Annotated in this window: 25 protein-coding genes; 9 read left to right on the forward strand and 16 right to left on the reverse strand. The window is 69.2% G+C overall.

Annotated features, from left to right (window positions below; translation table 11 throughout):
* Positions 1-20: 20 nt before the first annotated feature.
* From E7T09_RS07770 to E7T09_RS07810, 9 genes are read right to left on the reverse strand one after another with little or no spacing between them, the layout of a single operon-like run.
* On the reverse strand, positions 21-893 hold the full coding sequence (locus E7T09_RS07770; RefSeq protein ID WP_240741680.1) for an urease accessory protein UreD: 873 nt from the start codon (positions 891-893) through the stop codon (positions 21-23).
* On the reverse strand, positions 821-1489 hold the full coding sequence (gene ureG, locus E7T09_RS07775; protein ID WP_136388622.1) for an urease accessory protein UreG: 669 nt from the start codon (positions 1487-1489) through the stop codon (positions 821-823). Before ureG ends, E7T09_RS07770 begins: the two co-directional genes overlap by 73 nt.
* Before the next feature lie 25 nt (positions 1490-1514).
* Complete coding sequence (locus tag E7T09_RS07780) at positions 1515-2174, reverse strand: urease accessory protein UreF (RefSeq protein ID WP_136388623.1); 660 nt, start codon at positions 2172-2174, stop codon at positions 1515-1517.
* Entirely contained in the window at positions 2171-2632 is a 462-nt protein-coding gene (locus tag E7T09_RS07785) for an urease accessory protein UreE (protein ID WP_136388624.1), read from the reverse strand. The genes E7T09_RS07780 and E7T09_RS07785 overlap by 4 nt, the downstream gene beginning before the upstream one ends.
* Positions 2629-3291: a hydrogenase nickel incorporation protein HypB gene (gene hypB / locus E7T09_RS07790; RefSeq protein ID WP_136388625.1), complete on the reverse strand. Its 663-nt coding sequence runs from the start codon at positions 3289-3291 to the stop codon at positions 2629-2631. Before hypB ends, E7T09_RS07785 begins: the two co-directional genes overlap by 4 nt.
* Positions 3288-3641: a hydrogenase maturation nickel metallochaperone HypA gene (locus tag E7T09_RS07795; protein ID WP_240741681.1), complete on the reverse strand. Its 354-nt coding sequence runs from the start codon at positions 3639-3641 to the stop codon at positions 3288-3290. Before E7T09_RS07795 ends, hypB begins: the two co-directional genes overlap by 4 nt.
* 27 nt (positions 3642-3668) lie before the next feature.
* The gene (locus E7T09_RS07800; protein ID WP_136388627.1) at positions 3669-4232 is read right to left on the reverse strand and encodes a HupE/UreJ family protein; all 564 of its coding nucleotides are present in this window, start codon (positions 4230-4232) and stop codon (positions 3669-3671) included.
* A gap of 15 nt (positions 4233-4247) precedes the next feature.
* Positions 4248-5969 (reverse strand): urease subunit alpha, encoded by a 1722-nt coding sequence (ureC, locus tag E7T09_RS07805; protein WP_136388628.1) that lies wholly within the window; start codon positions 5967-5969, stop codon positions 4248-4250.
* Positions 5966-6652 (reverse strand): urease subunit beta, encoded by a 687-nt coding sequence (locus E7T09_RS07810; protein ID WP_136388629.1) that lies wholly within the window; start codon positions 6650-6652, stop codon positions 5966-5968. The genes ureC and E7T09_RS07810 overlap by 4 nt, the downstream gene beginning before the upstream one ends.
* Positions 6653-6899: 247 nt before the next feature.
* Here E7T09_RS07810 and urtA point away from each other — a divergent pair, with 247 nt between their 5' ends.
* The 5 genes from urtA (at position 6900) to urtE (ending at position 11614) form a co-directional block, all read left to right on the forward strand.
* Positions 6900-8084, forward strand: coding sequence for an urea ABC transporter substrate-binding protein (urtA, locus tag E7T09_RS07815; protein ID WP_136388630.1), 1185 nt, complete (start codon positions 6900-6902; stop codon positions 8082-8084).
* Positions 8085-8178: 94 nt separating this feature from the next.
* Positions 8179-9084 carry an urea ABC transporter permease subunit UrtB gene (gene urtB / locus E7T09_RS07820; RefSeq protein ID WP_136388631.1) on the forward strand — a complete coding sequence of 302 codons (906 nt, stop codon included), beginning with the start codon at positions 8179-8181 and terminating at the stop codon, positions 9082-9084.
* Complete coding sequence (gene urtC, locus E7T09_RS07825; RefSeq protein WP_136388632.1) at positions 9084-10157, forward strand: urea ABC transporter permease subunit UrtC; 1074 nt, start codon at positions 9084-9086, stop codon at positions 10155-10157. The genes urtB and urtC overlap by 1 nt, the downstream gene beginning before the upstream one ends.
* On the forward strand, positions 10147-10923 hold the full coding sequence (gene urtD / locus E7T09_RS07830; protein ID WP_136388633.1) for an urea ABC transporter ATP-binding protein UrtD: 777 nt from the start codon (positions 10147-10149) through the stop codon (positions 10921-10923). Before urtC ends, urtD begins: the two co-directional genes overlap by 11 nt.
* A complete protein-coding gene (gene urtE / locus E7T09_RS07835) occupies positions 10910-11614 on the forward strand; it encodes an urea ABC transporter ATP-binding subunit UrtE (RefSeq protein ID WP_136388634.1) in 705 nt (234 codons plus the stop codon). Before urtD ends, urtE begins: the two co-directional genes overlap by 14 nt.
* A 43-nt stretch (positions 11615-11657) precedes the next feature.
* Here the strand turns inward: urtE and E7T09_RS07840 are convergent, their stop codons facing one another.
* The gene (locus E7T09_RS07840; RefSeq protein WP_240741682.1) at positions 11658-12149 is read right to left on the reverse strand and encodes a dihydrofolate reductase; all 492 of its coding nucleotides are present in this window, start codon (positions 12147-12149) and stop codon (positions 11658-11660) included.
* Positions 12146-12940: a thymidylate synthase gene (locus E7T09_RS07845; protein ID WP_136388635.1), complete on the reverse strand. Its 795-nt coding sequence runs from the start codon at positions 12938-12940 to the stop codon at positions 12146-12148. Before E7T09_RS07845 ends, E7T09_RS07840 begins: the two co-directional genes overlap by 4 nt.
* Before the next feature lie 88 nt (positions 12941-13028).
* Here E7T09_RS07845 and E7T09_RS07850 point away from each other — a divergent pair, with 88 nt between their 5' ends.
* The gene (locus E7T09_RS07850; RefSeq protein WP_136388636.1) at positions 13029-14273 is read left to right on the forward strand and encodes a Zn-dependent hydrolase; all 1245 of its coding nucleotides are present in this window, start codon (positions 13029-13031) and stop codon (positions 14271-14273) included.
* Between the two features lie 6 nt (positions 14274-14279).
* Here E7T09_RS07850 and E7T09_RS22065 read toward each other — a convergent pair whose 3' ends face one another.
* Positions 14280-15953, reverse strand: a complete 1674-nt coding sequence (locus E7T09_RS22065) for an NPCBM/NEW2 domain-containing protein (RefSeq protein ID WP_205746958.1) — start codon at positions 15951-15953, stop codon at positions 14280-14282.
* 197 nt (positions 15954-16150) lie between these two features.
* Between E7T09_RS22065 and E7T09_RS07860 the strand changes: the two genes are divergently transcribed.
* The 3 genes from E7T09_RS07860 to E7T09_RS07870 all read left to right on the forward strand — a co-directional run bounded on the left by E7T09_RS07860 (position 16151) and on the right by E7T09_RS07870 (position 22500).
* Positions 16151-17293 (forward strand): nuclear transport factor 2 family protein, encoded by a 1143-nt coding sequence (locus E7T09_RS07860; protein ID WP_136388637.1) that lies wholly within the window; start codon positions 16151-16153, stop codon positions 17291-17293.
* A 107-nt stretch (positions 17294-17400) separates the two neighbouring features.
* A complete protein-coding gene (locus E7T09_RS07865) occupies positions 17401-20400 on the forward strand; it encodes an EAL domain-containing protein (RefSeq protein WP_168734754.1) in 3000 nt (999 codons plus the stop codon).
* A 63-nt stretch (positions 20401-20463) separates the two neighbouring features.
* Complete coding sequence (locus E7T09_RS07870; protein WP_136388639.1) at positions 20464-22500, forward strand: diguanylate cyclase; 2037 nt, start codon at positions 20464-20466, stop codon at positions 22498-22500.
* Positions 22501-22551: 51 nt separating this feature from the next.
* Here the strand turns inward: E7T09_RS07870 and E7T09_RS07875 are convergent, their stop codons facing one another.
* From E7T09_RS07875 to E7T09_RS07890, 4 genes are all read right to left on the reverse strand, one after another.
* A complete protein-coding gene (locus E7T09_RS07875; RefSeq protein ID WP_136388640.1) occupies positions 22552-22788 on the reverse strand; it encodes a hypothetical protein in 237 nt (78 codons plus the stop codon).
* 100 nt (positions 22789-22888) lie between these two features.
* The gene (locus E7T09_RS07880; protein ID WP_136388641.1) at positions 22889-23155 is read right to left on the reverse strand and encodes a hypothetical protein; all 267 of its coding nucleotides are present in this window, start codon (positions 23153-23155) and stop codon (positions 22889-22891) included.
* Between the two features lie 76 nt (positions 23156-23231).
* On the reverse strand, positions 23232-25748 hold the full coding sequence (locus E7T09_RS07885; RefSeq protein WP_136388642.1) for a glycoside hydrolase family 2 protein: 2517 nt from the start codon (positions 25746-25748) through the stop codon (positions 23232-23234).
* A 247-nt stretch (positions 25749-25995) separates the two neighbouring features.
* Positions 25996-26895: a hypothetical protein gene (locus E7T09_RS07890; RefSeq protein WP_136388643.1), complete on the reverse strand. Its 900-nt coding sequence runs from the start codon at positions 26893-26895 to the stop codon at positions 25996-25998.
* Positions 26896-26899: the final 4 nt, after the last annotated feature.

Here is a 26899-nt window from a genome sequence, read left to right on the forward strand (position 1 = left end):
GGGCCGGCCGTAACCGGAACTCAGCGCCGGATCTGGAGGGGAGGCGCGTTCCACAGCTGTCGCCGCAGCGCGTCCCGCGCCTCTACTACGGCCCGGTCGAGCTGGGGGCCGCGCGCCGCCGCCCCCCGCAGCCACACCGCGCCGCCCGCAGTGAAGCCGGTGGCCAGCTGTCCCGGCACCGCAGGCCAGTCGGCCACCACACCCGCGCCGACGAACACCCCAGACGCCTGGTAATCGAGGTCGCCCCACACGCCCGGCGCCCGCGTGACCTCGCCGGGAACAAGGCGCTGCCGATCCAGGAAGACGCGCCGCCCCGCGACCATCACCTGCACCCGGCTCTCGAACGACGCGAACGCCAGCCGCTCCCCGGCCTGCACCCGGCCGCTGGCGAGCGTCTCGGTCAGTCCGAACTGCGCGCCGTCGTCCAGCTCGGCGCGCAGCATCTGCCTGTAGGCACTTCCAGCGAAGGGGATCGTCCGTTCCGGGTGGTACTCCAGCCGTCCACCGGCCGCCACTTTGAACTGAATGTCCTGCGTGGCGGCCTGCCCATCCGGTGAGGGCTGCACGCGCGTGGCGGACTGCGTGAGGATCAGCACCCGTGCGCCGCCGTCCACGGTCACGCGGACCTCGCTGTGATCGCCACCCAGCAGGCCGCCCGTGGGATTCACGATAAAGACCATCAGCGTGCCGCACGGCAGCGTAAAGGGCCGGATGACCATCAAGGGCGCTTTCTGGGTGTCGCGCAGCAGGACGGTCTGGCCGCGACGCTCACCGAAGTGCAGGTGCAGGACGCCGGTGCGGGTGCGGGCCAGCAGGGTGCTCAGACCGGCTCCGGGCGCAGGCCGATCCGGGGCGGGTTCACGTCCCGGAACAGCAGGTCGTGTTCGATCCACGCGATCACATCGGTCAGACCGTCGCCGCTCTTCAAGTTCGTGAACACGTAGGGCCGCAGCTCACTCCCGGCCGTGCGTCCGGCCCGCGCGTCGGCGTCCATGACGCTCAGGTTCGCGCCGACCAGCGGGGCCAGATCGGTCTTGTTGATGACCAGCAGGTCGCTGGAACGGATGCCGGGGCCACCCTTGCGCGGCACCTTCTCGCCGCCGGACACGTCCAGCACGAAGATCCACGCGTCCACCAGTTCCGGTGAGAAGCTCGACGCCAGGTTGTCGCCGCCGGACTCGATGAACAGCAGTTCCAGGCCCGGATACTCGGCGGTCAGCGCCTCGGCCGCTTCCTGGTTCAGGGAGGCGTCCTCGCGGATCGCGGTGTGTGGACAGCCGCCGGTCTGCACGCCCCGGATACGCCCGGCGGGCAGCGCGGCCGCCTGGGTCAGGATCCGCTGATCCTCGAAGGTATAGATGTCGTTGGTGATCACGGCCAGTTCGTAGCGGTCACGCAGGGCGCGGCACAGCGCTTCGAGTAGCGCCGTCTTGCCGCTGCCCACCGGGCCGCCCACGCCGATCCGCAGGGGCGTCGAGGGAAGGGTCATACGGTCTCCATCAGGTCTGGCTCCATCAGGTCTGGAACAGCCGCTCGTCCAGCGTGGGCTGCGCGCTGGCGGCGAGGTCGAGGAGCGGCGTGAAGGTGCACAGGTCGTCGGTGGTGGCGCTCAGCGCGCCGTGAATGCAGGTTCTTGCCTGAGGCTCACAGGCAGAGGCGCAGCGCTGGGCTTCCAGGCCGCCCAGCCGCATCAGGCGGGTGGCCGAGGTGGCGCGGCCGAGCAGCCAGCTGCTCACGAAGGCCGTCACCGCGTCGCTGCGGGATACTCGCAGCGCGTAGGCGAGCGCGCCGAAGGTGGTGGCGTGGTGACGGGTGGATGGTACGGCGGCCAACACCTCCGGCCAGACGTGCGCGGCGGCCCGGCGCAGGTTCGCGCCCACGCGCTTGCTCGCGCCGCGCGGCCCAACAACCAGTTTCAGGTCGTCGAGCAGCGCGTCCAGCTCGGCCAGGGCGTCGACGTCGGCGTTCCAGGCCAGGGCGCAGGCAGGAACGTCCTGCTGCCCCCAGCCATGCGTGAGTTGCCCGGCCAGGAACGCGGTCAGGTCGGCAGCGGAGCGGACCGCGCCGCCCGGATCGTCACGCTGGGTCAGGGTCTCCAGGCCGTCGCTGAAAGCGTACGCGCCCGTCGGGAAGGCGGAGTCGGCGAGGTGCAGCAGACGCAGCAGGGCGCTCATCCTTCATGCTCCCAGCCGGGACGGCCGTGGAAGGGCCGCTCCTCCCGCGTGAAGGGCACACCCTGGCGCGTGAGCAGCAGTTCCAGCGGCGCGTCCCACAGGGCAAGGAACACGCCGGCCTCGTCGGCCGGGATGAAGTCCCGGTGCAGGTTCCCGACGGCGTGCGCCACGGCGACTGCCTCCGTCATGGAGCGCGGGCGGAGGACCGCCACGTCCTCGGGCGCGGCCTCCACCACGTAGCTCACGCCGTCCTGCACGGCCAGCACGGTGCCTGGCGTGAGCACCGTTCCAGTCGGCAGGGCCAGCCGCACCTCCACGCCGTCCGGCGCGTGCAGGCGGCGGCGCACCCGGCGGCGGTCCACGGCCGTCATGAACACGGCGACCTGACGGCCCTCCGGCCGCTGGGGCGTGGTCTGGGTGGCCAGGATGGAGCGGCGCAGACCGGACAGGTTCGTCAAGGGGTGCCGCCCCGCACGAACGCGAACCACGCCTCCAGTCCGGCCCCGCTGCGGCTGCTGAGTTCGATGACCGGCACACCGGGCCGCGCCCGGTCGATGTTCTCACGGCACAGCTCCCGATCGAAGTCCACGGCGTCCGCCAGATCCATCTTCGTGATCACCACGACATCGGCCGTGTTGAACATGGTCGGGTACTTCAGGGGCTTGTCCTCGCCCTCGGTGGTGCTGATCAGCACCGCGCGGGCAGCCTCGCCCAGGTCGTAGGAACTGGGGCACACGAGGTTGCCGACGTTCTCCAGGAACAGCACGTCCAGCGCCCCCAGGTCGAAGCGTGGCAGCACCCTCTGCACCATGCCTGCGTCCAGGTGGCAGATGGTGCCCGTGACGATCTGCTCGGCCGGTGAGCCCCACCGCCGCAGCCGCGCCGCGTCGTTCTCGGTGGCGAGGTCGCCCACGGCCACGCCCATGCGCAGGCCGCCCGCGAGGTCGCGCAGGGTCCGTTCCAGCAGCGCCGTCTTGCCCGCACCGGGACTGCTCGCGAGGTTGATGGCGCGCACGCCGGCGGCCTGGAAGGTGGCGCGGTTCTCGGCGGCGGTATGGTCGTTCGCTTTCAGGATGTTCTGCCGGACGCTCACGATCCGGGGCGGTGTGATCGTCATGTGCCCTCCAGTTCCAGCTCATCGAGTTCGAGTTCGTCGCCCTGCACGAGCCTCGGCGTGGGCGCGTCACAGTGGGGACAGCGCAGGCCGCGCGTCACGTCCAGCGTGACCGGCCCATGGTTCGGACACTCGCCCACCCCGGGTACCCGGATGACCTTCAGGCGCGCCCCCTCCAGCCGGGTGCCCTGCGCGCAGGCGGGAAACGCGGCCTGCAGGGCTTCCGGTACCACGCTCGACCACGCTCCCACCCGCACGGTCAATGACCGGGCACGCGCTCCACTGTGCTCGGCGAGCACCTCAGAGGCCACCTCGATCAAGGACAGGGCAATGGAGGCCTCATGCATCAGCATCAGCCGTGTCCCGATCCATCGCCAGGGTCATGCTCCCAGCAGCAGGCTGCCGCCCACCACGGCGAGGCCCATCCCGGTCCAGCGCAGCACCGGCGCGGAGAGGTGCTGGCCCAGGCGACCGGCACTGACGCCAGCGGCATGGAGCGCGGCGGTGCTCAGCGTGAAGCCCGCGAAGAATTCCAGCGCGTTGAGATCCGCCGGAAGTTCAGAGCCGTGCGCGTGTCCATGGAACGCGCCCATCACGCCCACGAGCACGGCCAGGGCACCCAACGGCGGACGCGCCGCGAACGCGAGCAGCAGGCCCAGCACCACGACGCTCACGGCGATGCCCTGTTCCGCGAACGGCAGCGCCACGCCCTGGACGCCAGCCAGCGCGCCCAGCAGCATGCACGCCATGAACGCGGCGGGCAGCCACAGGCCGCGCCGACCGAAGGGAGCGGCCAGGAGACCGACCGCCACCATCGCCAGCAGATGATCGGTGCCGGTCAGCGGATGTTCCAGCCCGGCGAGCACTCCAGAGGTGTGCGCCCCGCTGTGGGCAGAGGCGGTCGAGGCGAGGAGCAGGGCGGTCAGGACAGGTGACGTTCGCATGGGTGCCTCCGGGGCTCAGAACAGGAAGTACCGCTGCGCGAGCGGCAGCTCGTCCAGCGGCTCACAGGTGACGATCTCGCCATTGACGCGCACTTCATAGGTCTCGGGGTTCACGTCGATCTCTGGCGTTCCGGCGTTCAGGAGCATGTCCTTCTTGCCGATATCGCGGGTGTGGCTCACGGCGCTGTAGCGGCGGCCCACGTCGGGAAGGTTCCCTTCCGTCAGGCTGACCTGCGACACGAAGTGCAGGCAGGTGGCGTCCGGGCCTCCCCCGTGGGCGGCGAACATCGGGCGGGGGTACACCGGCTGCGGGGTGGGAATGCTGGCGTTCGCGTCGCCCATCTGCGCGGCCACCACGAAGCCGCCCTTGATGACCAGCGCGGTCTTCGCGCCGAAGAAGGCAGGCTTCCACAGCACGAGGTCCGCAAGCTTCCCGACCTCGACGCTGCCGACCTCGTGCGCGATGCCGTGGGCGACGGCCGGGTTGATGGTGTACTTGGCGACGTAGCGGCGGGCGCGCAGGTTGTCGGCACGGGCGTCGGTGCCCAGGCCGGGGATGGCCAGGGGGCCGCGCTGGAGCTTCATCTTGTGCGCGGCCTGCCACGTGCGGGTGATCACCTCACCCACCCGGCCCATCGCCTGCGAGTCGCTGCTCATCATCGAGAACACGCCCAGATCGTGCAGCACGTCCTCGGCGGCGATCGTTTCGGGGCGGATGCGGCTCTCGGCGAAGCTCACGTCCTCGGGAATGCGGGGGGAGAGGTGGTGGCAGACCATCAGCATGTCCAGGTGCTCGTGGATGGTGTTGACTGTGAAGGGCATGGTGGGGTTGGTGGAGCTGGGCAGCACGTTCGGCAGGCCCGCCACCTTGATGATGTCCGGCGCGTGCCCGCCGCCCGCCCCCTCGGTATGGAAGGTGTGGATGGTGCGGCCCGCGAAGGCGCGGATGGAGTCCTCGACAAAGCCGGATTCGTTCAGGGTGTCGGTGTGGATGGCGACCTGCACGTCGAAGTCGTCGGCCACGCTCAGGGCCGCGTGGATGGCGGCCGGCGTGGTGCCCCAGTCCTCATGGAGCTTGAGGCCCAGTGCCCCGGCGCGGATCTGTTCGGCCAGCGGCGCCTGCGTGCTGGCGTTCCCCTTGCCGAGCAGGCCGAAGTTCAGCGGCAGGCCCGCGAGGGATTCCAGCATGCGGTGGATGTGCCATTCGCCCGGCGTGCACGTCGTGGCCGAGGTGCCCGCCGTGGGGCCGGTGCCGCCACCGATCATGGTCGTCACACCGGATTCCAGTGCCGTCCAGCACTGCTGCGGCGCGATGAAGTGGATGTGCGTGTCCACGCCGCCCGCCGTGAGGATGTGCCCCTCGCCCGCCACGATCTCGGTGCTCGCGCCGATGGTCAGGCCCTGGGTCACGCCGTCCTGCGTGCCGGGATTCCCGGCCTTGCCGATGGCGGTGATCCGGCCATTCTTGACGCCCACGTCCGCCTTGACCACGCCCCAGTGATCCAGGATCAGGGCGTTCGTGATGACCAGGTCCGGCACATTCGGATCTGAGCGGGTGGCCGTGCTGCTCTGGCCCAGGCCGTCGCGGATGACCTTGCCGCCGCCGAACTTCACCTCCTCGCCGTAGGTGGTGTAGTCCTGCTCCACCTCGATCAGCAGGTTCGTGTCTCCCAGGCGCACGCGGTCGCCCACCGTCGGGCCGTACAGATCGGCGTACTGGCGGCGGCTGACCTTCATTCCGCTCCCCCGAAGCCCTGTGCCCGGGCGCGCTGGAGCGCCACCTCCGGCATGCCGGCGCCGTCGAGTTCGCCGCTCACCAGGGCGTTCATGCCGTACACCTCGCGCGTGCCGCCCAGGGGGACGAGTTCGATGGCCTTCTCCTCGCCCGGTTCGAAGCGCACGGCGGTTCCGGCGGGGATGTTCAGGCGCTGGCCGTAGGCGGCGGCGCGGTCGAAGTGCAGGCCGGCATTCACCTCGAAGAAGTGGAAGTGGCTGCCGACCTGAATGGGCCGGTCGGCGCGGTTGGCGACCGTGAGCGGGGTCACGGGGCGTCCGGCGTTCAGCTCGATCTCGCCGTCATCCAGGACGTATTCGCCGGGCACCAGCTGACTGCGGCCTCCCCGGATAGGGTCGTGGATGGTGACGAGTTTGGTGCCGTCCGGAAAGGTGCCCTCGACCTGGATGTCGTGGATGAGTTCAGGGATGCCGTCCATGACGTCGTCGGCACTGAGGATGGTCGCGCCCCAGCCCATCAGGTCCTCCACGCGGCGGCCCTCGCGGATGCCTTCGAGGACGGCGGCCGTGATCAAGGCGACCGCCTCGGGGTGGTTGAGCTTAAGGCCGCGTTCCCGCCGGTCGCGGGCGAGGCTGGCGGCGGCATGGATCAGCAGTTTGTCGCGTTCGCGTTCGGTGAGTTGCATCCCTGGGTGACCTCCTGGACGGGGCGGGCGGGTACGTGCGACGGGTGCCCAGGGTGCAGCGTAGCGGGCAGGCCGTCCAGAGTCATCCGTTTTTCTAAACAACTTGCAAAGGATTTCACATCCACTCCCCTATGCTCGCCTCATCTGCGCAAGATGTTCAGAAAATTTTGAACAAATTGCACAGTCAGCGTACGATCGGCACCACAGCAGCGCCGGTGCGTGCACTACGCATCCCAAAGGAGTCCCCATGAGCAAGCTCCGTTCTGTCTGCACCACCGCCCTGAGCTTTACCCTCCTCGCCGCCAGCACCGCCAGCGCCCAGAGCACCGTCAAGGTCGGCGTGCTGCACTCGCTGACCGGCACCATGGCCATCAGTGAAATTACCGTGGCCAACGCCGCGCAGCTCGCCATCGACGAGATCAACGCGGCGGGCGGCGTCATGGGCAAGAAGGTCGAGGTCGTCAAGGAAGACGGCGCCAGCGACTGGCCCACCTTCGCCACCAAGGCCGAGAAGCTCCTCACGCAGGACAAGGTCGCCACCGTGTTCGGCGGGTGGACCAGCGCCAGCCGCAAATCCATGCTGCCGGTGTTCGAGAAGAACGGCGGCCTGCTGTTCTACCCGGTGCAGTTCGAGGGCAACGAATGCAGCCCGAACATCATCTACACCGGCGCGCAGCCCAACCAGCAGGCCCTGCCCGCACTGGAGTGGGCGCTGAGCAAGGGCTACAAGAAGATCTTCCTGCTGGGCAGCGACTACGTGTACCCGCGCACCGCGAACCTGATCCTGAAAAAGCACATCACCGACATGAAGGCCACCCTCTCCGGCGAGGAGTACGTCGCGCTGGGCGGCACCGAATTTTCCAGCGTCATCAACAAGATCAAGGCCGCCAAGCCGGACGTGATCATCAACACCCTGAACGGCGACAGCAACGTGTCGTTCTTCAAGCAGTACCAGGCCGCCGGGTACAGCGCCAAGACGCTGCCGGTGATCTCGTTCAGCATCGCCGAGCAGGAAGCGCAGGCCATCGGCACACAGCTCCTCGACGGGCAGTACGCCACCTGGAACTACTTCCAGAGCCTGCCGAACGCCGCGAACAAGAAGTTCGTCGCCGCTTACCAGGCCAAGTACGGCGCGAAGGCCGCCATCACCGACCCCATGGCCCACGCGTACATGGACGTGTACCTGTGGAAGGCCGCCGTCGAGAAAGCCAAGTCCTTCGACCCCATGGCCGTGCGCAAGGCCATCGTGGGCATCAGCGTGGACAGCCCGCTGGGCAAGATCACGGTCGATCCGAACGGCAGCCTCACCCAGGCCGTATACACCGGCATGTCCGGCGCGGGCGGGCAGTTCAAGGTCGTTGCGCAGAGCAAGGGCGTGGTCGCGCCGCAGCCCTACGACAAGCTCGCCTTCCCCGGCAAGACCTGCCCCTGAGCCATGACGGCCAAGCGGGACGCGGGAAGCGGCACACAGCCCCTTCTGCGTCCCGCTCGGCGTTGTTGTATGCAGCACCGCTAGGAGGGATGCAATGGACTTCACCTTTTTGTCTGGTCAGCTGTTCACGGGCCTCTCGGTCGCGTCGATCCTGCTGCTGGCTGCGCTCGGCCTGGCCCTGAGTTTCGGATTGATGCGCGTGATCAACATGGCGCACGGCGAGTTCCTGATGGTCGGCGGGTACCTCACGTACCTCGCCGCGCAGTGGGCCGGGCCAAACTTCCTGTGGGTGGCATTCCCGCTGGCCTTCCTGGGGGCGGGCCTACTCGGCGCCGTCATGGAATTCACCGTGATCCGCCGCCTGTACGGCCGCCCGCTGGACACGCTGCTCGCCACCTTCGGGATCAGCCTGATCCTGCAGCAGGCCGCCCGCCAGCTCTTCGGTTCGACAGGCGTGCCCGTCACCGCGCCCACGTGGCTGAGCGGGGCGGTCGTCGTCCACGGCGGCGTGCTGGACGGCCTGACCTTCCCGTACGTGCGCCTCTTCGTGATCGCCCTGGCGCTGATCGTGCTGGGCGGGATGTGGTGGCTGCTGAACCGCTCCACCTTCGGCATGCACGTCCGCGCCGTGAACGGGAACCGGGAAATGGCCGCCGCGCTGGGCGTGAACACCCGCTCGCTGGACATGCTGGTCTTCGCGCTGGGCGCCGGGATCGCGGGCATTGCCGGCGTGGGCCTCGCGCTGATCGCCCCGGTCAACCCGACGGTCGGCGCGTCGTACATCGTGAACGCCTTCCTGGTGGTCGTGGTCGGCGGGGTGGGCAGCGTGCTGGGCGGCGCGGTCGCGGCCGTGCTGCTGGGCTTCATCACAGCGCTGGCCGAGGGGCTGACCAGCGTGAGCCTGGCGCAGGCGATCTTGCTGGTGGCCGTCGTGGCCTTCTTGCAGTGGAAGCCGCGCGGCCTGTTCCCGACCCAGTCCAGAGCGCTCGAGGAGGCGTGATGAGGCTCCCGACATCGACCCTGGTCACCCTCGTCGTGTTGCTCGCCCTGGCGTTCGCGCCGCTGTACCTGGGGGCATATCCGCTGGCGCTGCTGGGGCGCGTGCTGGCACTGTCCATCGCGGCCATCGGCGTGAGCGTGGTGTGGGGCCGCACCGGCATCCTGAGCCTGGGCCAGGGGCTGTTCTTCGGGCTGGGCGGGTACGCGCTGGCCATGCACCTGAAGCTGGCGGCCACCGCGAAGGGCGAATTGCCGGATTTCATGGTGTACAACGGCGTGGAGAAGCTCCCGTGGTTCTGGGCACCCTTCGCCAGCGCGCCGTTCGCGCTGCTGATGGTGCTGGTGCTGCCGGCTGCCGTCGCCGGCGTGATCGCGTGGCTGATGTTCCGCCGCCGCATCACGGGCGTGTACGTGAGCATCATCACGCAGGCGCTGCTGCTGGCCTTCGTGACGTGGCTGAACGGCTCACAGGGCCTGACCTCCGGCACGAACGGCATCACGGACTACCAGAGCTTCCTGGGCATCAGCCTGCGCGGCCCGAATGTCGCGCACGGCCTGTACTGGGTGACACTGCTGTTCCTGGCCCTCGCCCTGGGCGGCACGGCAGCGCTGCTCCGCACGCCCTTCGGGGCCATCCTGACCGCGATCCGCGACAACGAGAACCGCACGCGCTTCCTGGGCTTCAACCCGGCGGCGTTCAAGATCGCGGCCTTCATGCTGGGCGGCCTGCTGGCGGGCGTGTCGGGCGCGCTGTACACGCTGCACCTGGGCACCATCTCACCGGCCATGATCGGCACGGCCTTCAGCATCGAACTGGTCGTGTGGGTGGCGCTGGGCGGCCGCGCCAGCCTGATCGGCGCGGCGGGCGGGCTGGTGCTGGGACAGCTGGCAAAAGACCGGATCTCGAGCGCTGCCCCGGACGCGTGGCTGTACGTCATGGGCGCGCTGTTCGTGCTGGTCGTGCTGGTCATGCCGCAGGGCGTGGCCGGACTCCTGGCGAACCGCAAGAAGGCGGCCGCGCTCCCGGTCAAGACGCCCAACCCGGTCACCCGCGAGGTGAGCGATGCCGTCTGACTCGGGCACCGAGACGCTGCTGGACGTGCGGGACATCACCGTGTCCTTCGACGGTTTCAAGGCCATTACGAATCTCAGCCTGAGTGTCCCGAAAGGCAGCCTGCGGGTGCTGATCGGGCCGAACGGCGCGGGCAAGAGCACGCTGCTCGACACCATCATCGGCAAGGTGCGGCCCGACACGGGCGACATCCGGTTCGGGGGCCAGGTCATCTCGAGGCTCCCGGAACACCGCATCGCCGGGCTGGGGATCTGCCGCAAGTTCCAGGCCCCCGGCGTGCTGGAGGGCCTGACCGTGCGGGAAAACCTGCTGCTCACGGCCCGCCGGGACAAGGGCGTGCTGAGCATTCTGAAGGCGCCCACCCCGGTCGAGCAGGCCCGCGCGGATGAGCTGCTGCACTTGACCGGCCTGACCGAGCGGGCGGACGTGCTCGCGGCGTCGCTCGCACATGGGGAAAAACAGTGGCTGGAGATCGGGATGGTGGTCGCCGCCGACCCGGAATTGCTGCTGCTGGACGAACCCACCGCCGGCATGACGGCCCAGGAAACCGCGCAGACCGCCGAGCTGATCCACACCCTGGCCGGGCGGCACACCGTGCTGGTCATCGACCACGACATGCATTTCGTGGAACTGCTGGACGCCCCCATCACCGTGCTGCACCAGGGGCAGGTGTTCCGCGAGGGCGATCTGGCCACGCTGCGCGCCGACCCCGAGGTGATGGAGATCTACCTGGGACGGCCCAAGGAGACTGGACATGCTGAAGCTTGAGGGCGTCACCGCCGCGTACGGACAGAGCCCTGTGCTGTTCGGCATCGACCTGGAAGTGCGCGATGCCGAAGCGGTCACGCTCATCGGCCGCAACGGGGTCGGCAAGACCACGCTGCTGCGCACGATCACCGGCCTGCACCCGGTCACGGGCGGCGGCGTGCGTCTGAACGGCGCGCAGGTCGAGAAGGAAGCGGCCTTCACCCGCGCCCGCAGTGGGCTCGCCTATGTCCCGCAGGGCCGGGGCCTGTTCGGGCACCTGAGCGTCGAGGAGAACCTGCTGATGGGCCTTCCCGCCCTCTCGGGACGCGCGGCCGCGAAGCGCCAGATTCCGGATCTGGTGTACGACCTCTTCCCCATCTGCCGTGACATGACGGATCGCAAGGCCGGCAACCTGTCGGGCGGCCAGCAGCAGCAGGTCGCCATCGGTCGCGCGCTGGTCACGCAGCCGCGCTACCTGCTGCTGGACGAACCGACCGAGGGCATCCAGCCGAGCATCGTGCAGGAGATCGAGGCCGCCCTGACGCGCGTCCGCACGGAACTGCGCGTGGCGGTGCTGCTGGTCGAGCAGTACCTGGATTTCGCGTGGTCCTTCGCCGACCGCTACTACGTGATGCAAAAAGGCCGGGTGGTCGAGACCGGGAACACCGCCGACACGCCCACGCACGCCGTGCAGCGGTATCTGGGCGTGTAGATGACCTGGCCTGGAGAGAACCGCTGAGGACGTGTAGAGCCGCTCAGCGTTCCAGGGTCACGAAGCTCAAGTCGTACGGATGGCGTTCATCGGCAGGCCGCTCGCGGCGGGCCGTTTCACGCCAGGCGCCGGGCAGGTCCGGGAAATACGTGTCGCCGGCGATGTCCGCATGGATCACCGTCAGCTCGACGCGGGTGACCTGCGGCACGTACAGGCGGTAGATCTCCTCGCCGCCGATCACCATGACGTCCGGCACGGCTCCGGCGGCGACCAGCGCGGCCTGCGGGTCGTGGACGACCGCGCAGCCTGGCGCCGTGAACGCCGGATTCCGGGTCAGGACGATGTTCGTGCGCTGCGGCAGGGGCCGCCCGATGGAGTCGTAGACCTTGCGGCCCATGATCACGGGCTTGCCCAGCGTGACGCGCTTGAAGTGCGCGAGATCGGCCGGCAGGTGCCAGGGCAGGTCGCCACCGCGGCCGATCACGCGTCCCGGTTCGGTCATGGCGACGACGAAGGTGACGGCTGGGCTGCTCACACCGCGATGGGCGCCTTGATGCGCGGATGTGGGTGGTAGCCGTCCAGGCTGAAGTCGCCATACCGGAAGGCCAGCAGGTCGGTGATCTCTGGGTTCAGGTGCATGCGCGGCAGGGGCCGGGGCTCCCGCGACAGCTGTTCGCGCGCCTGCTCGAAATGGTTCGAGTACAGGTGGCAGTCTCCGCCGGTCCAGATGAAATCGCCGGGTTCCAGGCCGCACACCTGCGCGACCATCATGGTCAGCAGGGCGTACGAGGCGATGTTGAACGGCACGCCCAGAAACAGGTCGGCCGACCGCTGGTACAGCTGGCAGGACAGCCGTCCATCCGCGACGTAGAACTGGAACAGCGCGTGGCAGGGGGGCAGCGCCATGTGCTTGATCTCGGCCACGTTCCACGCCGAGACGATCAGCCGGCGTGAATCGGGGGTGGCCCGGATCTGGTTTACGACCTGCGTGATCTGGTCGATGTGCCGGCCGTCCGGCGTGGGCCAGCTTCTCCACTGCACGCCGTACACGGGGCCGAGTTCACCGTCGCCATCGGCCCACTCGTCCCAGATGGTCACGCCGTTCTCGCGCAGGTACGCCACGTTGCTGCTGCCCGACAGGAACCACAGCAGCTCGTGGATGATCGATTTCAGGTGCACTTTCTTGGTCGTGACCAGGGGAAAGCCGGCCCGCAGGTCGAAGCGCAGTTGCGCGCCGAAGATCGAGCGGGTGCCGGTGCCGGTGCGGTCGGTCTTGGTGGCCCCGTCGTCGAGCACGTGGCGCATCAGGTCGAGGTAAGCCTGCATATGGCGCTCAGTGTACGGGTCTGTTCCGGGGGTCGGGGCTGGCCCCACTGGACTTCCCGTGGTGCGGCGCCGGCCGGTATGGTGGATCATGGCCCTGAACCCACAGCGGACGATCGACGACCTCAAGGCCCTGCGTGACCTGACGGGCAACGAGCAGGGAGCGCAGCGCGTGGCCTTCACGGACACCTGGCTCCAGGCCCGCGCGTTCCTGAAAGAGCGGCTGGACACCCTGCCGGTCTCACAGCACATGGACGCCGCCGGGAATTACTGGGCTACCCTGAAGGGCCAGTCGCCGCGGACACTCATCATCGGCGGGCACCTGGACAGCGTGCCGAACGGCGGCTGGCTGGACGGCTGTCTGAACGTCCTGGCCGGCCTGGAGGTGATGCGCCGCGTGAACGAGCAGTATGCCGGTTCGCCCCCGGTCACGCTGAAACTGGTGGACTGGGCCGACGAGGAAGGCGCGCGGTTCGGCCGGTCGCTGTACGGGTCGAGCGCGGCGGGCGGGAACATCGACCTCGCGGAGATGCGCAAGCTCAGAGACCGGGACGGCGTGGGGCTGGAGGACGCGCTCGCCCGCGTGGGCGTGACGCTGGAGAATGCTCCGCAGGCCCGCCAGGAGCTGGCGGGCGCCGCGGCATACCTGGAACTTCATATCGAGCAGGGACCGGTGCTGGAGGGCCTGGGCCTGCCGCTGGGCGCGGTTCTGGGAACGGTGGGCGTGGAGCGGCACACCCTCACCTTCCACGGGCAGGCGGCGCACTCGGGCAGCACGCCCATGAACGTCCGCCGGGACGCGTTCCGGGCGGCGGGGCAGTTCGCGCAAGAGATCTACGCCATCGCCGAGAAGCATGGGGGCGTGTGCACCATCGGGTCATGCAAGACGCTGCCGGGCATCGTGACCAGCGTCGTCGAGACCTGCGAGCTCACCCTGGATCAGCGGCACCTGAATGCACAGAGCCTCGCCGCCATGTGGCGGGATGCGCAGGACGCCGCCCGGCGCCTGGCCGACGGGGGCGGCTGCACCGTGACCTTCGGTGACCTGTGGCACATCGAACCCATTCCCTTCCATCCGGAGCTGATCGACGCGGCCGACGCGAGCGTCCGGGAGGTCTCAGGCACCGGGCACCGCCTGCCGAGCGGCCCGCTGCACGACGCGGCCGAGGTGGCCCGCAGCGGCGTGCCCACGGTGATGCTGTTCGTGCAGAGCCTGCGCGGCATCAGCCACAACAAGATCGAAGACACGCTCGAAGCGCACTTGATCCAGAGCGTCGAGGCGCTTGACCGCCTGACGGACCGCACCATGGCGTGGATTGCGGCGCAGCCCGGCTGACACGACTCAGGGCGCAGGCACCCCGCCGTACCCCACGCCGTAGCGGGAATACGCCGCGACCGGTTCGCTGCCCTGCAGGTCCACCTGCAGGTAGTAGCGGGTATTGTCCAGCTTGGTCACGATCGTGCGGGTGGCCACGTTGATGATGTGGCCGGTCGAGATCTGGGCGTAGCGGCCGTCCCGCGTGAAGTTGATCCACTTGGGGTAGTTGGAGGCGTCGGCCGTGTCTTTCACGTCGATGTCGGCCACCTGCACCGGGGCGCGGCTGGGCAGCCCCGAGACGTCGAACACGTGCACGTACTTGTTGTACGAATCCAGCACCCACACTTCCTTCTCGTTCGGCGTGAGGGCGACGCCGTGGCTCTGCACCCCCACCGCTGGTTCCTGCCACGGGAAGTTCTGGACGGGCACGCTGTACAGGTTGCGGCCGGTCGCCACGTCGCCGACCTCGAAGCCCGAGAAGTGGTTCATGTTCACGAACACCAGGGTCTCGGCGGCGTTGACCGTGAAGGGCCGCACGCCCGAGTCGGCCGCGCCGTTCGAGTAGAAGGGGCCGATCTTGCTGACGAGCTTGTCGGTCGCCGTGTCGGCCACATTCAGGAAGGTGGTCGACACGCTGGCCAGGTACACGCGCTTGCCACTCGCCCCGACGATGGTGTTGTGGGCATTCTTGAACACCGGGATGCGGGTCAGTTCGGTGCCGGTAGCGGCGTCGAGCACGAACCAGAAGGCTCCGCCACGATCCTCGCCGCTGGGCAGGTACAGTTTCTTGCCGTCCGGGGTGATCGCCAGGCTGTCCACCGACGGCGAATACTTGCGCGTCCACAGCACCTTGTCGGTCTTGAGATCGAGGGCCAGCAGGTACCCGAAACTCGGCTGCCCGGCGTACCTGGCATCCGCACGGTCTCCGGTGTACGGCACGTACAGGCGGTCGGTCACCGCGCTGGCCGCGATGCCGCGCAGGCCGTACACGCCAGGCAGCGGGATCGTTCGGACGAGCGCGTAGCCATGGTCGATGTCGTAGACCTTCAGGGCCCGGTCCACTCCCACGTACTCGAGGTGCCGCACGGTTGGCGGCGGGGGAGGCGGCACGGTGGCCGAAGTGCACACCACTCTGGGGTTGGCCCAGTCGGCGTGGTCGTAGGACGTGCCGTTTCCGGCGTCCGTGACGCTGAGGCGCAGTTCGCGGCGACCGCTGACGTCGAGGTCGATCTGGCGCGTGGCGCCGCTGCCGGTCAGGGTGCCGGAATCGAAGGCCTTGACGCCGTCGAGGTACACCTGGAAGACCACGCTGCCCCTGGTTCCGACCTCATCGTCCACGCCGATATCTGCGAGTAGCCGGGTGCAGGCCACACCGCTGACCGGCAAGGCGAAGCGCAGGTCGCTGCTGGCATGCACCCCAAAGCCCTGTGGGTACGTGACGCCGTTCAGCGTCAATGTCTCGCCGTCTCCGGCGGCCTGCTCGCCGTTGCTGTGGTTGCGCTCGACCGGCCCCCACCCGTTGGTGGCCGAAAGGAACGGCTCATATTGCAGGGTATTCGTGCCCGGACCCAGGGTCAGCGGCGTGAGGGTGGAGCCCGCCGCTGGAGCGGGGGTTCCGGGTGCCCTGGAGCACGCGACCGGCAGGATGAGCAGCGCCAGGCCGGTCAGCAGGTGCGGAAGCGTGGGTCGTGAACGCATCGTTCCTCCGAAATGGGTGTGGTCGCGTGGTGACAGTGTGAACTTTCTCAAGTTTGACAGGTCGCGCCGCCCGATGTGGCGCATCTGCGGCCCGCAGACATGGTCTATCCTTGGCCTGTCTGGACGTACCCATCAGGAGGTTCCTTGCCGACGTTGCCCTGCTCCTGCACCGACTGCTCCTCCGGCCTCCGCCCGGCATGACCGCCCGGATCAGCACGGGCTTCCCGGATCTCGACGGCGTCCTGGCCCAGCTGGTGCAGGGGGCCCGGCTGGTGCTGGGAGCGGACTTCGTCGCCGCGTTCCTGCAAGGGTCGTTCGCGCTGGGGGACGCCGACGGGGGCAGCGACGTGGATTTCGTGGTGGTGGTGCGCTCGGCCCTCACGGACGCCCAGGAGCGGGCCGTGCTGGCCCTGCACCGCCATCTGTGGAGCCTGGAGAGTCCCTGGGCCCGGCACCTGGAAGGCTCGTACTTCCCACAGGAGCTGCTGCGCCGCGCGGATCCGGCGGCCACGCCGGTGCCCTACTTCGACAACGGCAGCCGCGACCTTCAGCACTCCGCCCATGACAACACCTTGGTCATGCGCTGGACCGCCCGCGAGTTCGGCCTTCTGCTGGACGGTCTGAATCCACGAGACCTGATCGATCCGGTGCCGGCAGACGCCCTCCAGAACGAGGTGCGGGACACGCTCCACACCTGGGGAGCGGACCTGCTGTCGACCCCGGCCGCCCTGGACGACGGGTGGCGGCAGCCGTACGTGGCGCTGAGCATCGCCAGGATGCTCCAGACCCTGGACAGCGGGCAGGTCCATTCGAAACGTGCGGCCATGACCTGGGCCCAGGATCATGCGCCCAGCTGGGCAGCCCTGCTGGAACGCGCGTGGGCGCAGCATCCCGGCCAGTTCAGCCGGGTGGGACAGCCCGCCCAGCCGGCCGATCTCGACCTGACCCGTGGATTCATCCAGTTCGCCCTGGACTGGACGCAGGACGGGTCCCCCGCCAGCGTGGCCGCCCAGCAACTGCGGCTCTACAACGCCCGGGACCTCGATGCCTTCATGGCGCTGTGGGCGCCGGACGCGCGGCTGTACGCTCACCCGGACACGCTGCTGGCCGACGGCGCGCCGGCCATCCGCGCGCGGCACGAGAACCGGTTCCGGGAACCGCATCTGCACGCGAAGGTGCTCCACCGGGCCGTGCTGGGAACCGTGGTGGTGGATCACGAACTGGTCACCCGCACTGTTGCCGGGCAGCCGGGCGTTCTGGAGGTCGTGATGACCTATGAGGTGCGCGGCGGCCTGATCAGGGCGGCGTGGCTGCTGGCCGGGCCACTCCGCACCCCCTGAGTGCCGCCGCTTTTCGTCTCTGAGACGGCATGCCCCCTTCAGATGAACGCTGGATGAAGTCGGAAACCGGTCACTGTCGGCGGGCCGTGACCGGTACACTCGTCGGTATGGTCCAGCCGGTCGAGGAGGCGATCCTGGCGGCGCGTGCGGCCGTTCTCGACACCATGGGGAGCAGTCCGGATTCACTCGTCATCGTGGACGCGGCCACACTGGAGATCCTGGCGGTCACGCCAGCCCTGCAAGACCTGTTGCACCTAAGTTCCCCGGCCCTGGTGGGCCGCTCCTTCACCGACCTCCACCCGCCACAGCAGCGCAGCGCGGCCCGCGACATCCTGACGGCCTTCACGCTCGGCGGAACCATTCCCCATGAGCGGAGTTACGAGCTTGGCACCGGAGATGGCACGCTCCTGCCCTGCGATCTGCGCGGCGTGCGGCTGACGCTGCCCGGCGGGCAGGCTGTGGCGTCACTGACTGTGCGGCCCATTCAGGAACTCCAGCGGGAGGACTCGTTCGCCCGGCAGGTGCTCGACAACCTCCCTACCGAACTGGCCGTGCTCGGTGCCGACGGACGGTACCTGTACACCAATCCGGCCGCCATCCGCGATCCCGAGATCCGGGCAGGCATCATCGGCCGGACGGATCGGGAGTACGTGGGCTGGCGCGGGCACCCCCAACGCCTGGCCGATCGGCGGGAGGAGCACTTCCGTCAGGCGCTCAGCACGCGCGCGACCGTGCACTGGGAGGAACTGTTCCCCACGTCGGCCGGGCACCGCGTACTGCGCCGGGCCTACACGCCGGTCTACCGTCCGGACGGCGCGCTGGACGTCATGATCGGGTTCGGGGCCGACATCACCCAGTCCTTGGCCCAGACCCAGCGACTGACCTTGCTGGAGACGATGGTGGACACCTCGCTGGACGCGCTGATGGTCATCAACGCCAGTCCGGGCGACGCGTACCTGACGCTGGAGTTCGGCAACCCGGCCTTCTACGCCCTGTTGCAGCGGCACGGCATGACCGTGGACAGCGACACCCCCCTGACCCGCTGGCCCTTCCAGGCCCGGGATGTGGAGGCCATCCTGGAACTGCGCGGCAAATTGACCCGCCAGGGCAGCAGTCCCCAGGGCGGCGGAACGTACATGCTGTTCCTGCCGGACCTGCGCGAGTGGCTGGAACTCACGGCCAGTCCCATCCTGGACGCGTCCGGCACCTGCACCCATTGGGCCGTCGACCTGCGGGTCGTGACGGATCGCCACCGCGCGCAGGATCTGCAACTCCGGCTGGCCGAGGCGAACCTGCTGGCCCTGCGGGGCCGGCCGCTGGAGGTGAGCCTCGACGTGTTGCTGGGCGGCGTGACGCTGTGGTATCCGGGCTGGAAGACCGCCGTGGTGTACGCCGATGCCGGGCGGTTGCGGGTGCAGGGGGAGGTGCTGCCCACCCTGCGCGACACCCTGAAGGACACGGAACCCGAGACGCTGCGGGCCCTGTGGCACCGCCGCGACCCCGAGCGCAGTGGGCAGCCCCTGGTGTTCAACGACCTGCAGGCCCGGCTGCGCGGGCAGCTGGACGACGCGCAGATCGAGCGGCTGGGCGTGCGCAGCACCGTCGAGCTGCCCCTGTACGACCGGGACGGGCTGATCCTCGGCGTCCTGTTCGCGGCCCACGACACCCTGGCCGACGCGCCAGACGGCCTGACCGAATTGCTGCAACTGCGCGCGGCGGCCCTGGCGCTGCTGCTCGAACGCGACGTGCAGCGCCGGCAGGTGGAACAGCTGGCCTACACCGATCCGCTGACCGGACTGATGAACCGCTGGACCTTCAGCACCCACCTCGACACCGAGCTGGAACGGATCCGGCGGAGCGGCGGGCAACTGGCCCTGGGCCTGATCGACCTCGACCGTTTCAAGCACGTGAACGACGGCCTGGGCCATGTCACCGGTGACGAGTTGCTGCGGCACCTGGCCCGCCGCCTGGAAACGGTCACCGCACGCCACCCGGTGCTGGCGCTGGCCCGCATGGGCGGCGACGAGTTCGCCCTGCTGCTGGGCGACCCCTCCCGGCTGCCGGACGTGATCGACCACCTGAAGGCCCTCTTCGACGAGCCCTTCGACCTCGGCAATGGAATTCCGCTGCTCCTGCAGGCGTCCGTGGGCTGGAGTGTGGCGCCGGACACCGCCCGCGATTCCGAGGCGCTACACCAGCAGGCCGACGCCGCCATGTACCAGGCCAAACGGCAGCAGCGCTTCTCCCAGGTGTTTGAACCCGTCAAACGTTCCGGCTTCCAGGCACTGACCCTGGAAACGGCGATGCGTCAGGCCCTGCCCCGCCGCGAGTTCCGTCTGGTGTACCAGCCGCAGGTGAGTTCGATCACGGGCGAGCTGTACGGCGCCGAAGCGCTGCTCCGGTGGACGAACCCGACCCTGGGGGTTGTGACGCCGGATCAGTTCATTCCGGTGGCGGAGCTCACCGGCCTGATGGGGCAACTGGGCGAGTGGGTGCTGGAAACCGCCTGCCGCGAGGTCGCCCGCTGGGCCAGCGATCACCTGACGATCAGCGTGAACGTGTCCAGTACCCAGTTGCAGGACGCGCGGTTCGCCGGGCACGTGCACCGCGCCCTGCAGCTCAGCGGCCTGGATCCACACCGCCTGGTGCTGGAGGTCACCGAGACGGGCCTGATCGACAACCCCGCGTCCGCCCGCGCCATGCTCCAGTCCCTGCGGGACGAGGGCGTCCGGATCTCCATCGACGATTTCGGCACCGGGTACTCCACCCTACACAGCCTGCGCACCCTGCCGGTCGACGAGCTGAAGATCGATCGCGCCTTCATTCAGGACATCGGGGAGGCCTCGCGGGAAGGCTGGGAGAGCCGATCGATCATGCGCGCCACGCTGCAACTCGCGCACGCGCTGGACATCACCGTGGTGGCCGAAGGCGTGGAACTCCAGGCGCAGGCGGACGCCCTGCGGGAGGTGGGCTGCGACCTGCACCAGGGCTGGCTGATCGCGCCCGGCCTGGACGCCGTGGACTTCGAGCGGTTCATCCACGACTGGCCCGCGCGGCTGGCCGCCCTGGCGGGGTCCGGCGTCCACAAGCACGCCTCCCAGCCCTGAACCGGCGCGGCGCGCGGTTCATGGTGCTGCCGGTGGCCGCCCCGGCTGGTATTCTCCACGCACGTGCGAGCCTCAGATCCTCCTCGGGTTCCTGCCGATGTCGGCTCTCTGAGCCTGCTGCGCCGCCGCGCCTACCTGCTGATCCTGCCGGTCACGCTGCTGGCCGCCTGCGTGACCTGGGGACTCAGCGCCGAGCAGCCTGATCCGACCTTCAACGGCCTGGCCCTGCCGGTGCTCGCCCTGGGCACGCTGTTGCTGCTGCTGGGTCTGATCAGCCAGCGCCTGCCGCTGCGCTGGATCGAACGCGGCTTCTACGTCCTGGCGGTGCTGATCTTCCTGGCCAAATACGCCTCGGCCGTCGTCGACCGTGGCGTGCCGCCCGATACGGCGCTGGTCGAGGTGTTCATCTGGACACCGTTCGTGTACGTGCTGGCCTTCCTGATCGAAAGCCCACGCAGCGCGCTGATCCGCTCGGTGACCGTGTCCGTCCTGAGTCTGCTGATCGGCGCCTACGGCGTGTGGATCGGCGGCATGCCGGCCGTGCGCCTGCTCGAATTCCACCTGGCCGAGGGCATTATCCTGACCCTGCTGTACCTGCTGTCCACCCTGAAAAACCAGGTGCTGGCCCTCCAGGATCAGGTGGGCGACCTGCACCGCCTGGCCCACCTGGATCCCCTGACCAGCACGAGCAACCGGCGGCAACTGGAGTTGCAGCTCAGTCACGAGGTGCTGCGCAGCCAGCGCTACGGCACGCCCTGGTGCGTGATCATGTTCGATCTTGACGATTTCAAGGCTGTGAACGACGCGTACGGCCACGCGGTCGGTGACGAGGTGCTGCGGCAGACCTCGGCCGTGATGCAGCGCGAGGTGCGCGGCACCGACCTGCTGGGCCGCTGGGGCGGGGAGGAATTCCTGATCCTGGCCGTGCAGATCGACCTGCCCTACGCGCTGGCCCTTACCGAGCGGCTGCGTGTGGCCCTGGAACAGCATCCCATGCCGGGGCCAGGTAGGGTCACCGCGAGTTTCGGCGTGGCCGCCTACCGCGATCAGGAGACCGCCGAGGATTTGCTCGCGCGCGCCGATGCCGCCCTGTACAGCGCCAAGGCGGCGGGCAAGAACCGGGTGGAAGGTTCGCTGGTGAAGGTGGACACGCCGCTGCGGGTGCCGCCGCTGCTCAACCCCTTCCCGGTGCTCGCGCCCGCCCCGCACCACGACATCGCCCAGGCGACCAGCCGCTGGCTGTCCACCTTCGACCTGGGGCCGCAGGACGACGTGTCCCGCGTGCACTTCTCGGGCACCTTCGCGCAGCTCGCCGCCGCCCTGCACCCCACGGCCGCCGCCGACGCGCTGCGCCTGATGGCCGACTGGTACTGCGTGATGTTCCTGCACGACGACCGCTGCGACGCGTCGGGCATCGGGAAGGATCCGGCGCGCCTGCGCGCCCTGACCGCCCGCCTGCTGGCCGCCCTGAAAGGCCACGCCCCGGTGCCCGACGATGAACCGCTCGCCTGGGCGATGTCCGACCTGAGCCGACGCTTCCGTGACGCGGGCAGCGACGCGTGGCTGGACGAGGTCGCAGCCCACGTCACCGCGTACTTCAGCTCCCTGGCCTGGGAAGCGGACAACCGCGCCAGGGGCGTGGTGCCGATCCTGGACGAGTACGTCCGCATGCGGCCCCTGACGGCCGGACTGGCGATCGACGAGGCCTTCCTGAGTCTCGTCGACGACCTGCACCTGCCCGGTGAGGTGCATGCGCACCCGACCGTCCAGGCACTCACCGTGCATGCCAACCGCGCCGTGTGCTGGTCGAACGACATCATCTCGCTCGAGAAGGAGTTGCAGGGCGGGGACGTCCACAATCTGGTGCTCGTGCTGCGCCAGGAACGGGGCCTGGGCCTGCAGGACGCCCTGGAGGCGGCCGCCGCTATGTACCACCAGGAACTGGAACGGCTGATCGATGTCGAACAGCACCTGCCGGATCTGGGGCCGGAGATCAACGTCCAGCTGGCCCGCTACGTGCAGCTGCAACAGATCCGGGTGGGTGGCATCCTGGAGTGGTCGTGGCGGTCGAAACGCTATCAGCTGGCGCCGTCGGCCTGACCGCGGTTCCGTGAGTACCGGCCCTCTCGGGCGACCTCTAGTGCCGTGCCGTCAGTGGTGGGCTGGGGGCATGCCGAGGCGACTCAGGTGAACGCGCAGGATCCTGGCGTACCGGCTCAATTCCTCCTCGTCGGACGTTCGCTGCCCATGCAGCAGGGCGTCCCACGCGTCGTCCGGCAGCCGCGGGCAGCGGGGATCCCGAGCGAGGTCGCACAGCGTCCACGCGGCCGCCTCGAACTCGGCGCGCGCCCGCTTCGGGCCCTCCGAACTGATCCGACGTTCTGGCATGCCCAAGCCTAAATCCATGCGGCGCGGCGCGTGACCGCACTTGACCACGGTTCATACGGCGGGCCGGCCGAAGCGCGTGGTGCCGGCTGACACGGCGCCGTCACATACAGGTGTGCCAGGGCGTCCGGGCGCCAGCAACTGGCATGAGTTCATCGGCGAGCAGTTCCAGGGGCAGCAGCTCCAGTTCCGGATGCTGTTCGAGGAGGTCACGGATCGCACTGTTCACGCCGCCCGCGCCAGCGACCGTCTGTTGCACACCGGGGTCGGCCCACAGCACCTTCAGAGTCTGGTGCAGGGTCTCGAAGCTGCCCACGCTGGGCGCAGACGGCGGGATGGCGGGGGCGCTCCGGGCAGTTCGTATGGTCATGCCTGCACCGTAGACGCCGCACCATGATCAATGAATGACCGTTTTCAGTCGCGTCATGACCGGACGCGTGCCCGGTTCATCGTACCGTCGACCCATCGGTGCCCGTCGGAGCGGACAGGGCCTGTACGGGCGTCCCACCGACGGCCTGTACGCAGAGGTCGCCCCCATCCAGATCACCGTCCAGGGTCAGCGTGACGCGCTCGCCGGGCCGCAGGTCGAGGTGGTTGTCACTGAGCCTGACCGGGCCGGCGTCCACCCAGACCGCGTGGGCGGGCCGGGTGGTCTCGATGGTGACGGTACGACCCTGCCGGGTCGCGCGCAGCCCCGGATCGGGGAGATCGTAGTACTTGAGTGGCTCGGGCCACAGCGCCGCGCGGCTGAGCTCCATGTCCCCCCGCACGAGGCGCAGGATGACCACGGTGTCCGGCGAACTGGCCTCATCTGGCAGCGCCGTCACCGCGTTCGCGGCGGCCAGCATGGACGTCACCCGGCCCGTCAGGTGATCCCCGCCCAGGGTGTAGACGTCCAGCCTGAGCTCCACCGGGGCGTCCTCGAGAAGCGAGCTGACCACCCAGGCCTGGACGGTCAGTCCATCCCGGCGCGCCTGCACGGCCAGCGGCGCGAGTTCCCGCTTGATCGCGTAATACGCGGGTTTGGGCACACCGCTGGAGTCGATGATCGCCCAGCTCGTGACCGGCCAGCAATCGTTGAGTTGCCACACCAGCGCGCCCGACACTGCCCGCGCACCGTCCTGGCCCCAGCGGCCCCGGAACGCACGGTATGCGCTGACCATCGCGTCGGCCTGCACCACCCGCGCCTGGTACACGTACTCCTCGAAGCTGCGGGCGGGCTGGAAGGCGTCCGAGAGGTACACGGCGATCCGGCGCTGTCCATCGGCGCGGCCCAGCGGATCGGCGGCCTTGTTGTGGTGCTCGAATACGCGGCTGTGTGCAGCGCGGTTCCCGGGACGGGTGAAGGTCTCGATGGTGTGCCGGCTGGGCGGCGACTGCATGCCGAACTCGCTGACGAACCGGCCCTCGTATCGGCCGTAATCGCGGTGGGGGGCCATGTTGCCGTGCCAGACCTCCCAGGTGTGCCGGTCACCCACCGTGGGATCGGACGACCGGACGCCGCCGCTGGGACTGCCGGGCCAGTACGGCACTTCCGGGTTGAGGGCGGCGACCACCTCGGGCAGCAGGTGCTCGTAGATGGTCAGGGCGTCGAAGGAGCCGGGCTCAGCGCCTGAACCGCTGGCGCCCACGGATTCGGCGATCTGGTAGTCCTCGTTGTTGCCGCACCACAGGGCCAGGCAGGCGTGGTGCCGCAGGCGCGTCACGGCCGCCCGCGCTTCGTCCCGCACGGACTCGAGCATCGCGGGGTACGCGGGGTACATGCCGCAGGCGAACAGGAAGTCCTGCCACACGAGCAACCCCAGTTCATCGCAGATGTCGTAGAAGACGTCGGATTCGTACAGGCCGCCGCCCCACACGCGGATCATGACCATGTGCGCGTCGGCCGCCTGCTGCAGGCGCGTCCGGTACTGGGCCGCGCTCACGCGGTTCAGCAGCAGGTCTTCAGGAATCCAGTTCGCTCCACCCGCGAAGATGGGAACGCCGTTCACGACGAAGGTGAAGCTGGTGCCGGACTCGCCGGCCACCGGTTCCTGCGCGAGCCGCAGGTGCCGCGCCCCCACCCGGCGGTCCAGTTGGTCGAAGACGGTGTTCCCCCGCTGGAGCGACACGGACACGGTGTAGAGCGGCTGGTCGCCATACCCGCGCGGCCACCACAGCTCGGGGGCAGGGAGGACGATGCTGCCGCGCGCGGCGCTGGCGGGAAGGCTCAGGTGACCGACCCGCTCGCCCCGCGAATCCTTGAGTTCCACCTCGACGGTATCGCCGGGCTGCAACGTACCCACTGGAGACGCCTCTACCGTCAGCGTGGCCTGTCCCAGGTCGTCGCTGACGGTGAACGCGGTACGGACAGCATCGAGACGAAGGGCGTAGGCGTGTACGAAGACGTCTTTCCACGGCCCGGCCGTGAGCAGGGTCGGTCCCCAGTCCCAGCCGTAGTGGTATTGCGCCTTGCGGACATACACGCGGCTGGGATCGCCGTTCCACACGGCCCGCCGGCCGTGTTCGGCCTCCAGGGCGCGGCCGTGGGCCAGGGCGGGATCGAAGCGCAGGACGAGGGTGTTCACGCCGGGCTGCGCGTGCCGGCGAAGGTCGACGCGCCAGGGAATGAACATGTTGTCGGTGGTCAGGATCACCTGGCCGTTCAGGATGACGGTGCAGAGCGTATCCAGGCCGTCCAGGCACAGGTCGAGGTGTGGCGCAGCGAGCTGTTCCGGACTCAGGTCGAAGGTGGCGTCGTACGCCCAGACGGTCTCCCCCACCCACTGCACGTCCAGCTCGTTCAGGCCGTCGTACGGGTCGGGGATGACGCCGTGCCGGAGCAGGTCGAGGTGCACCGTGCCGGGCACACTGGCCGCCAGGGGCATCGTGGGGGCGTGCGGGGACAGGGGAGCGGCGGCGTCTGGCAGGGCCTGGACGGTCCAATCGGTGAGGGCGTGGCGGGCGGCAGTGGCGTGGGTCATCGGGCTCCGGCGCCAGGGGCGCGCTGTGGAAAAGGCGTCTGCGTCAGAACAATTCAGCCAGTCGAGTCCGACGAGCGTACCCTCCACCGTGCCCGGTGTCAAAAGGCCATTCAGGATCTGCCGGCACAGGGGTAGGTACGTGCTCCCACTCCCGTGAGTCGTGACACGTCCTGGCCGCCGCCTCACCTCTGCCCGGTCAAGGCCCGTCCCCGGATGCTCCATGGTGCTGGCTGGCAGCCTGGGCCGCTCAGGAGGCGCTGATGCTGGGCGCGCAGTCCGTGTACGTCACGGTGACGGTCTTCAGCAGGGTGGTATGCGCGGCCTCGCTGTACACCTGCACGTCAAAGGCGCCACTGCGGGCATGTGAGGTGCCGAAGATGCGCTCGGCCTTCGTGGTGCAGGTGGGATCGTAGGCGATGGGGGTGGTCGTCGTGATCTGCAGGTACCGGTCGACCTGCCTGCCGCCGCTGGTGATGTGCCACTCACGGGGGCCGTTCACGGTAACGGTACCCGCCGGGAGGGCGCTGCGGCGGTCGATGGTCTGCCCGGTGGCGGCCGTGAACTGGACTGTCACGAGGTTCTTCCAGGTCGCCTGGCGGGTCGGGTGGGCGCTGTCGCTGACCGTCTCGTCGATCGTTCGCACGATGGTCAGGTCCGTGCGGTTCCGGAGCGTCCCGCTGCTGGTGCCGGTGCGGACGGCCGTGCGGGTGGTGCCGTCCGCGCGGGTGTAGGCCAGCGTCAGGTTCTGCGCCGTGTCGACGAAGCTCCCGGCCAGGGCCACGTCGGCGCTGGGGTCGCTGAGCAGCGCGCGACCGTTCACGCTGGCGCCGCCCCGCATGCAGGCGGTGTAGACCCAGGTCACGTGGTCGGGCACACCGTCCGCGTCTGAATCCACGGGCCTGCCGCCGGCGTCCAGGGCACTGCTCGCGGCGTCCGGCGCGCGGCACGATGCCAGGGGGCCCACGCCCACGTCGCTGAGGCTGCCGAGGGTCTGTTCGACGTCGCTGGCCACGGCGCCGCCCACCTCGGTCTGGGTGGCCATGTCCGCCAGGGGGGCCGGCTCGCTGGCCGTGACGGGCGGACTCGACGTGGTGCACGCGCTCAGCACGAGGGCGAGGGTCAGGGCCGGCAGCAGCGCAGTCTTCATGGGA

Source organism: Deinococcus sp. KSM4-11, assembly GCF_004801415.1.
Lineage (GTDB): Bacteria > Deinococcota > Deinococci > Deinococcales > Deinococcaceae > Deinococcus.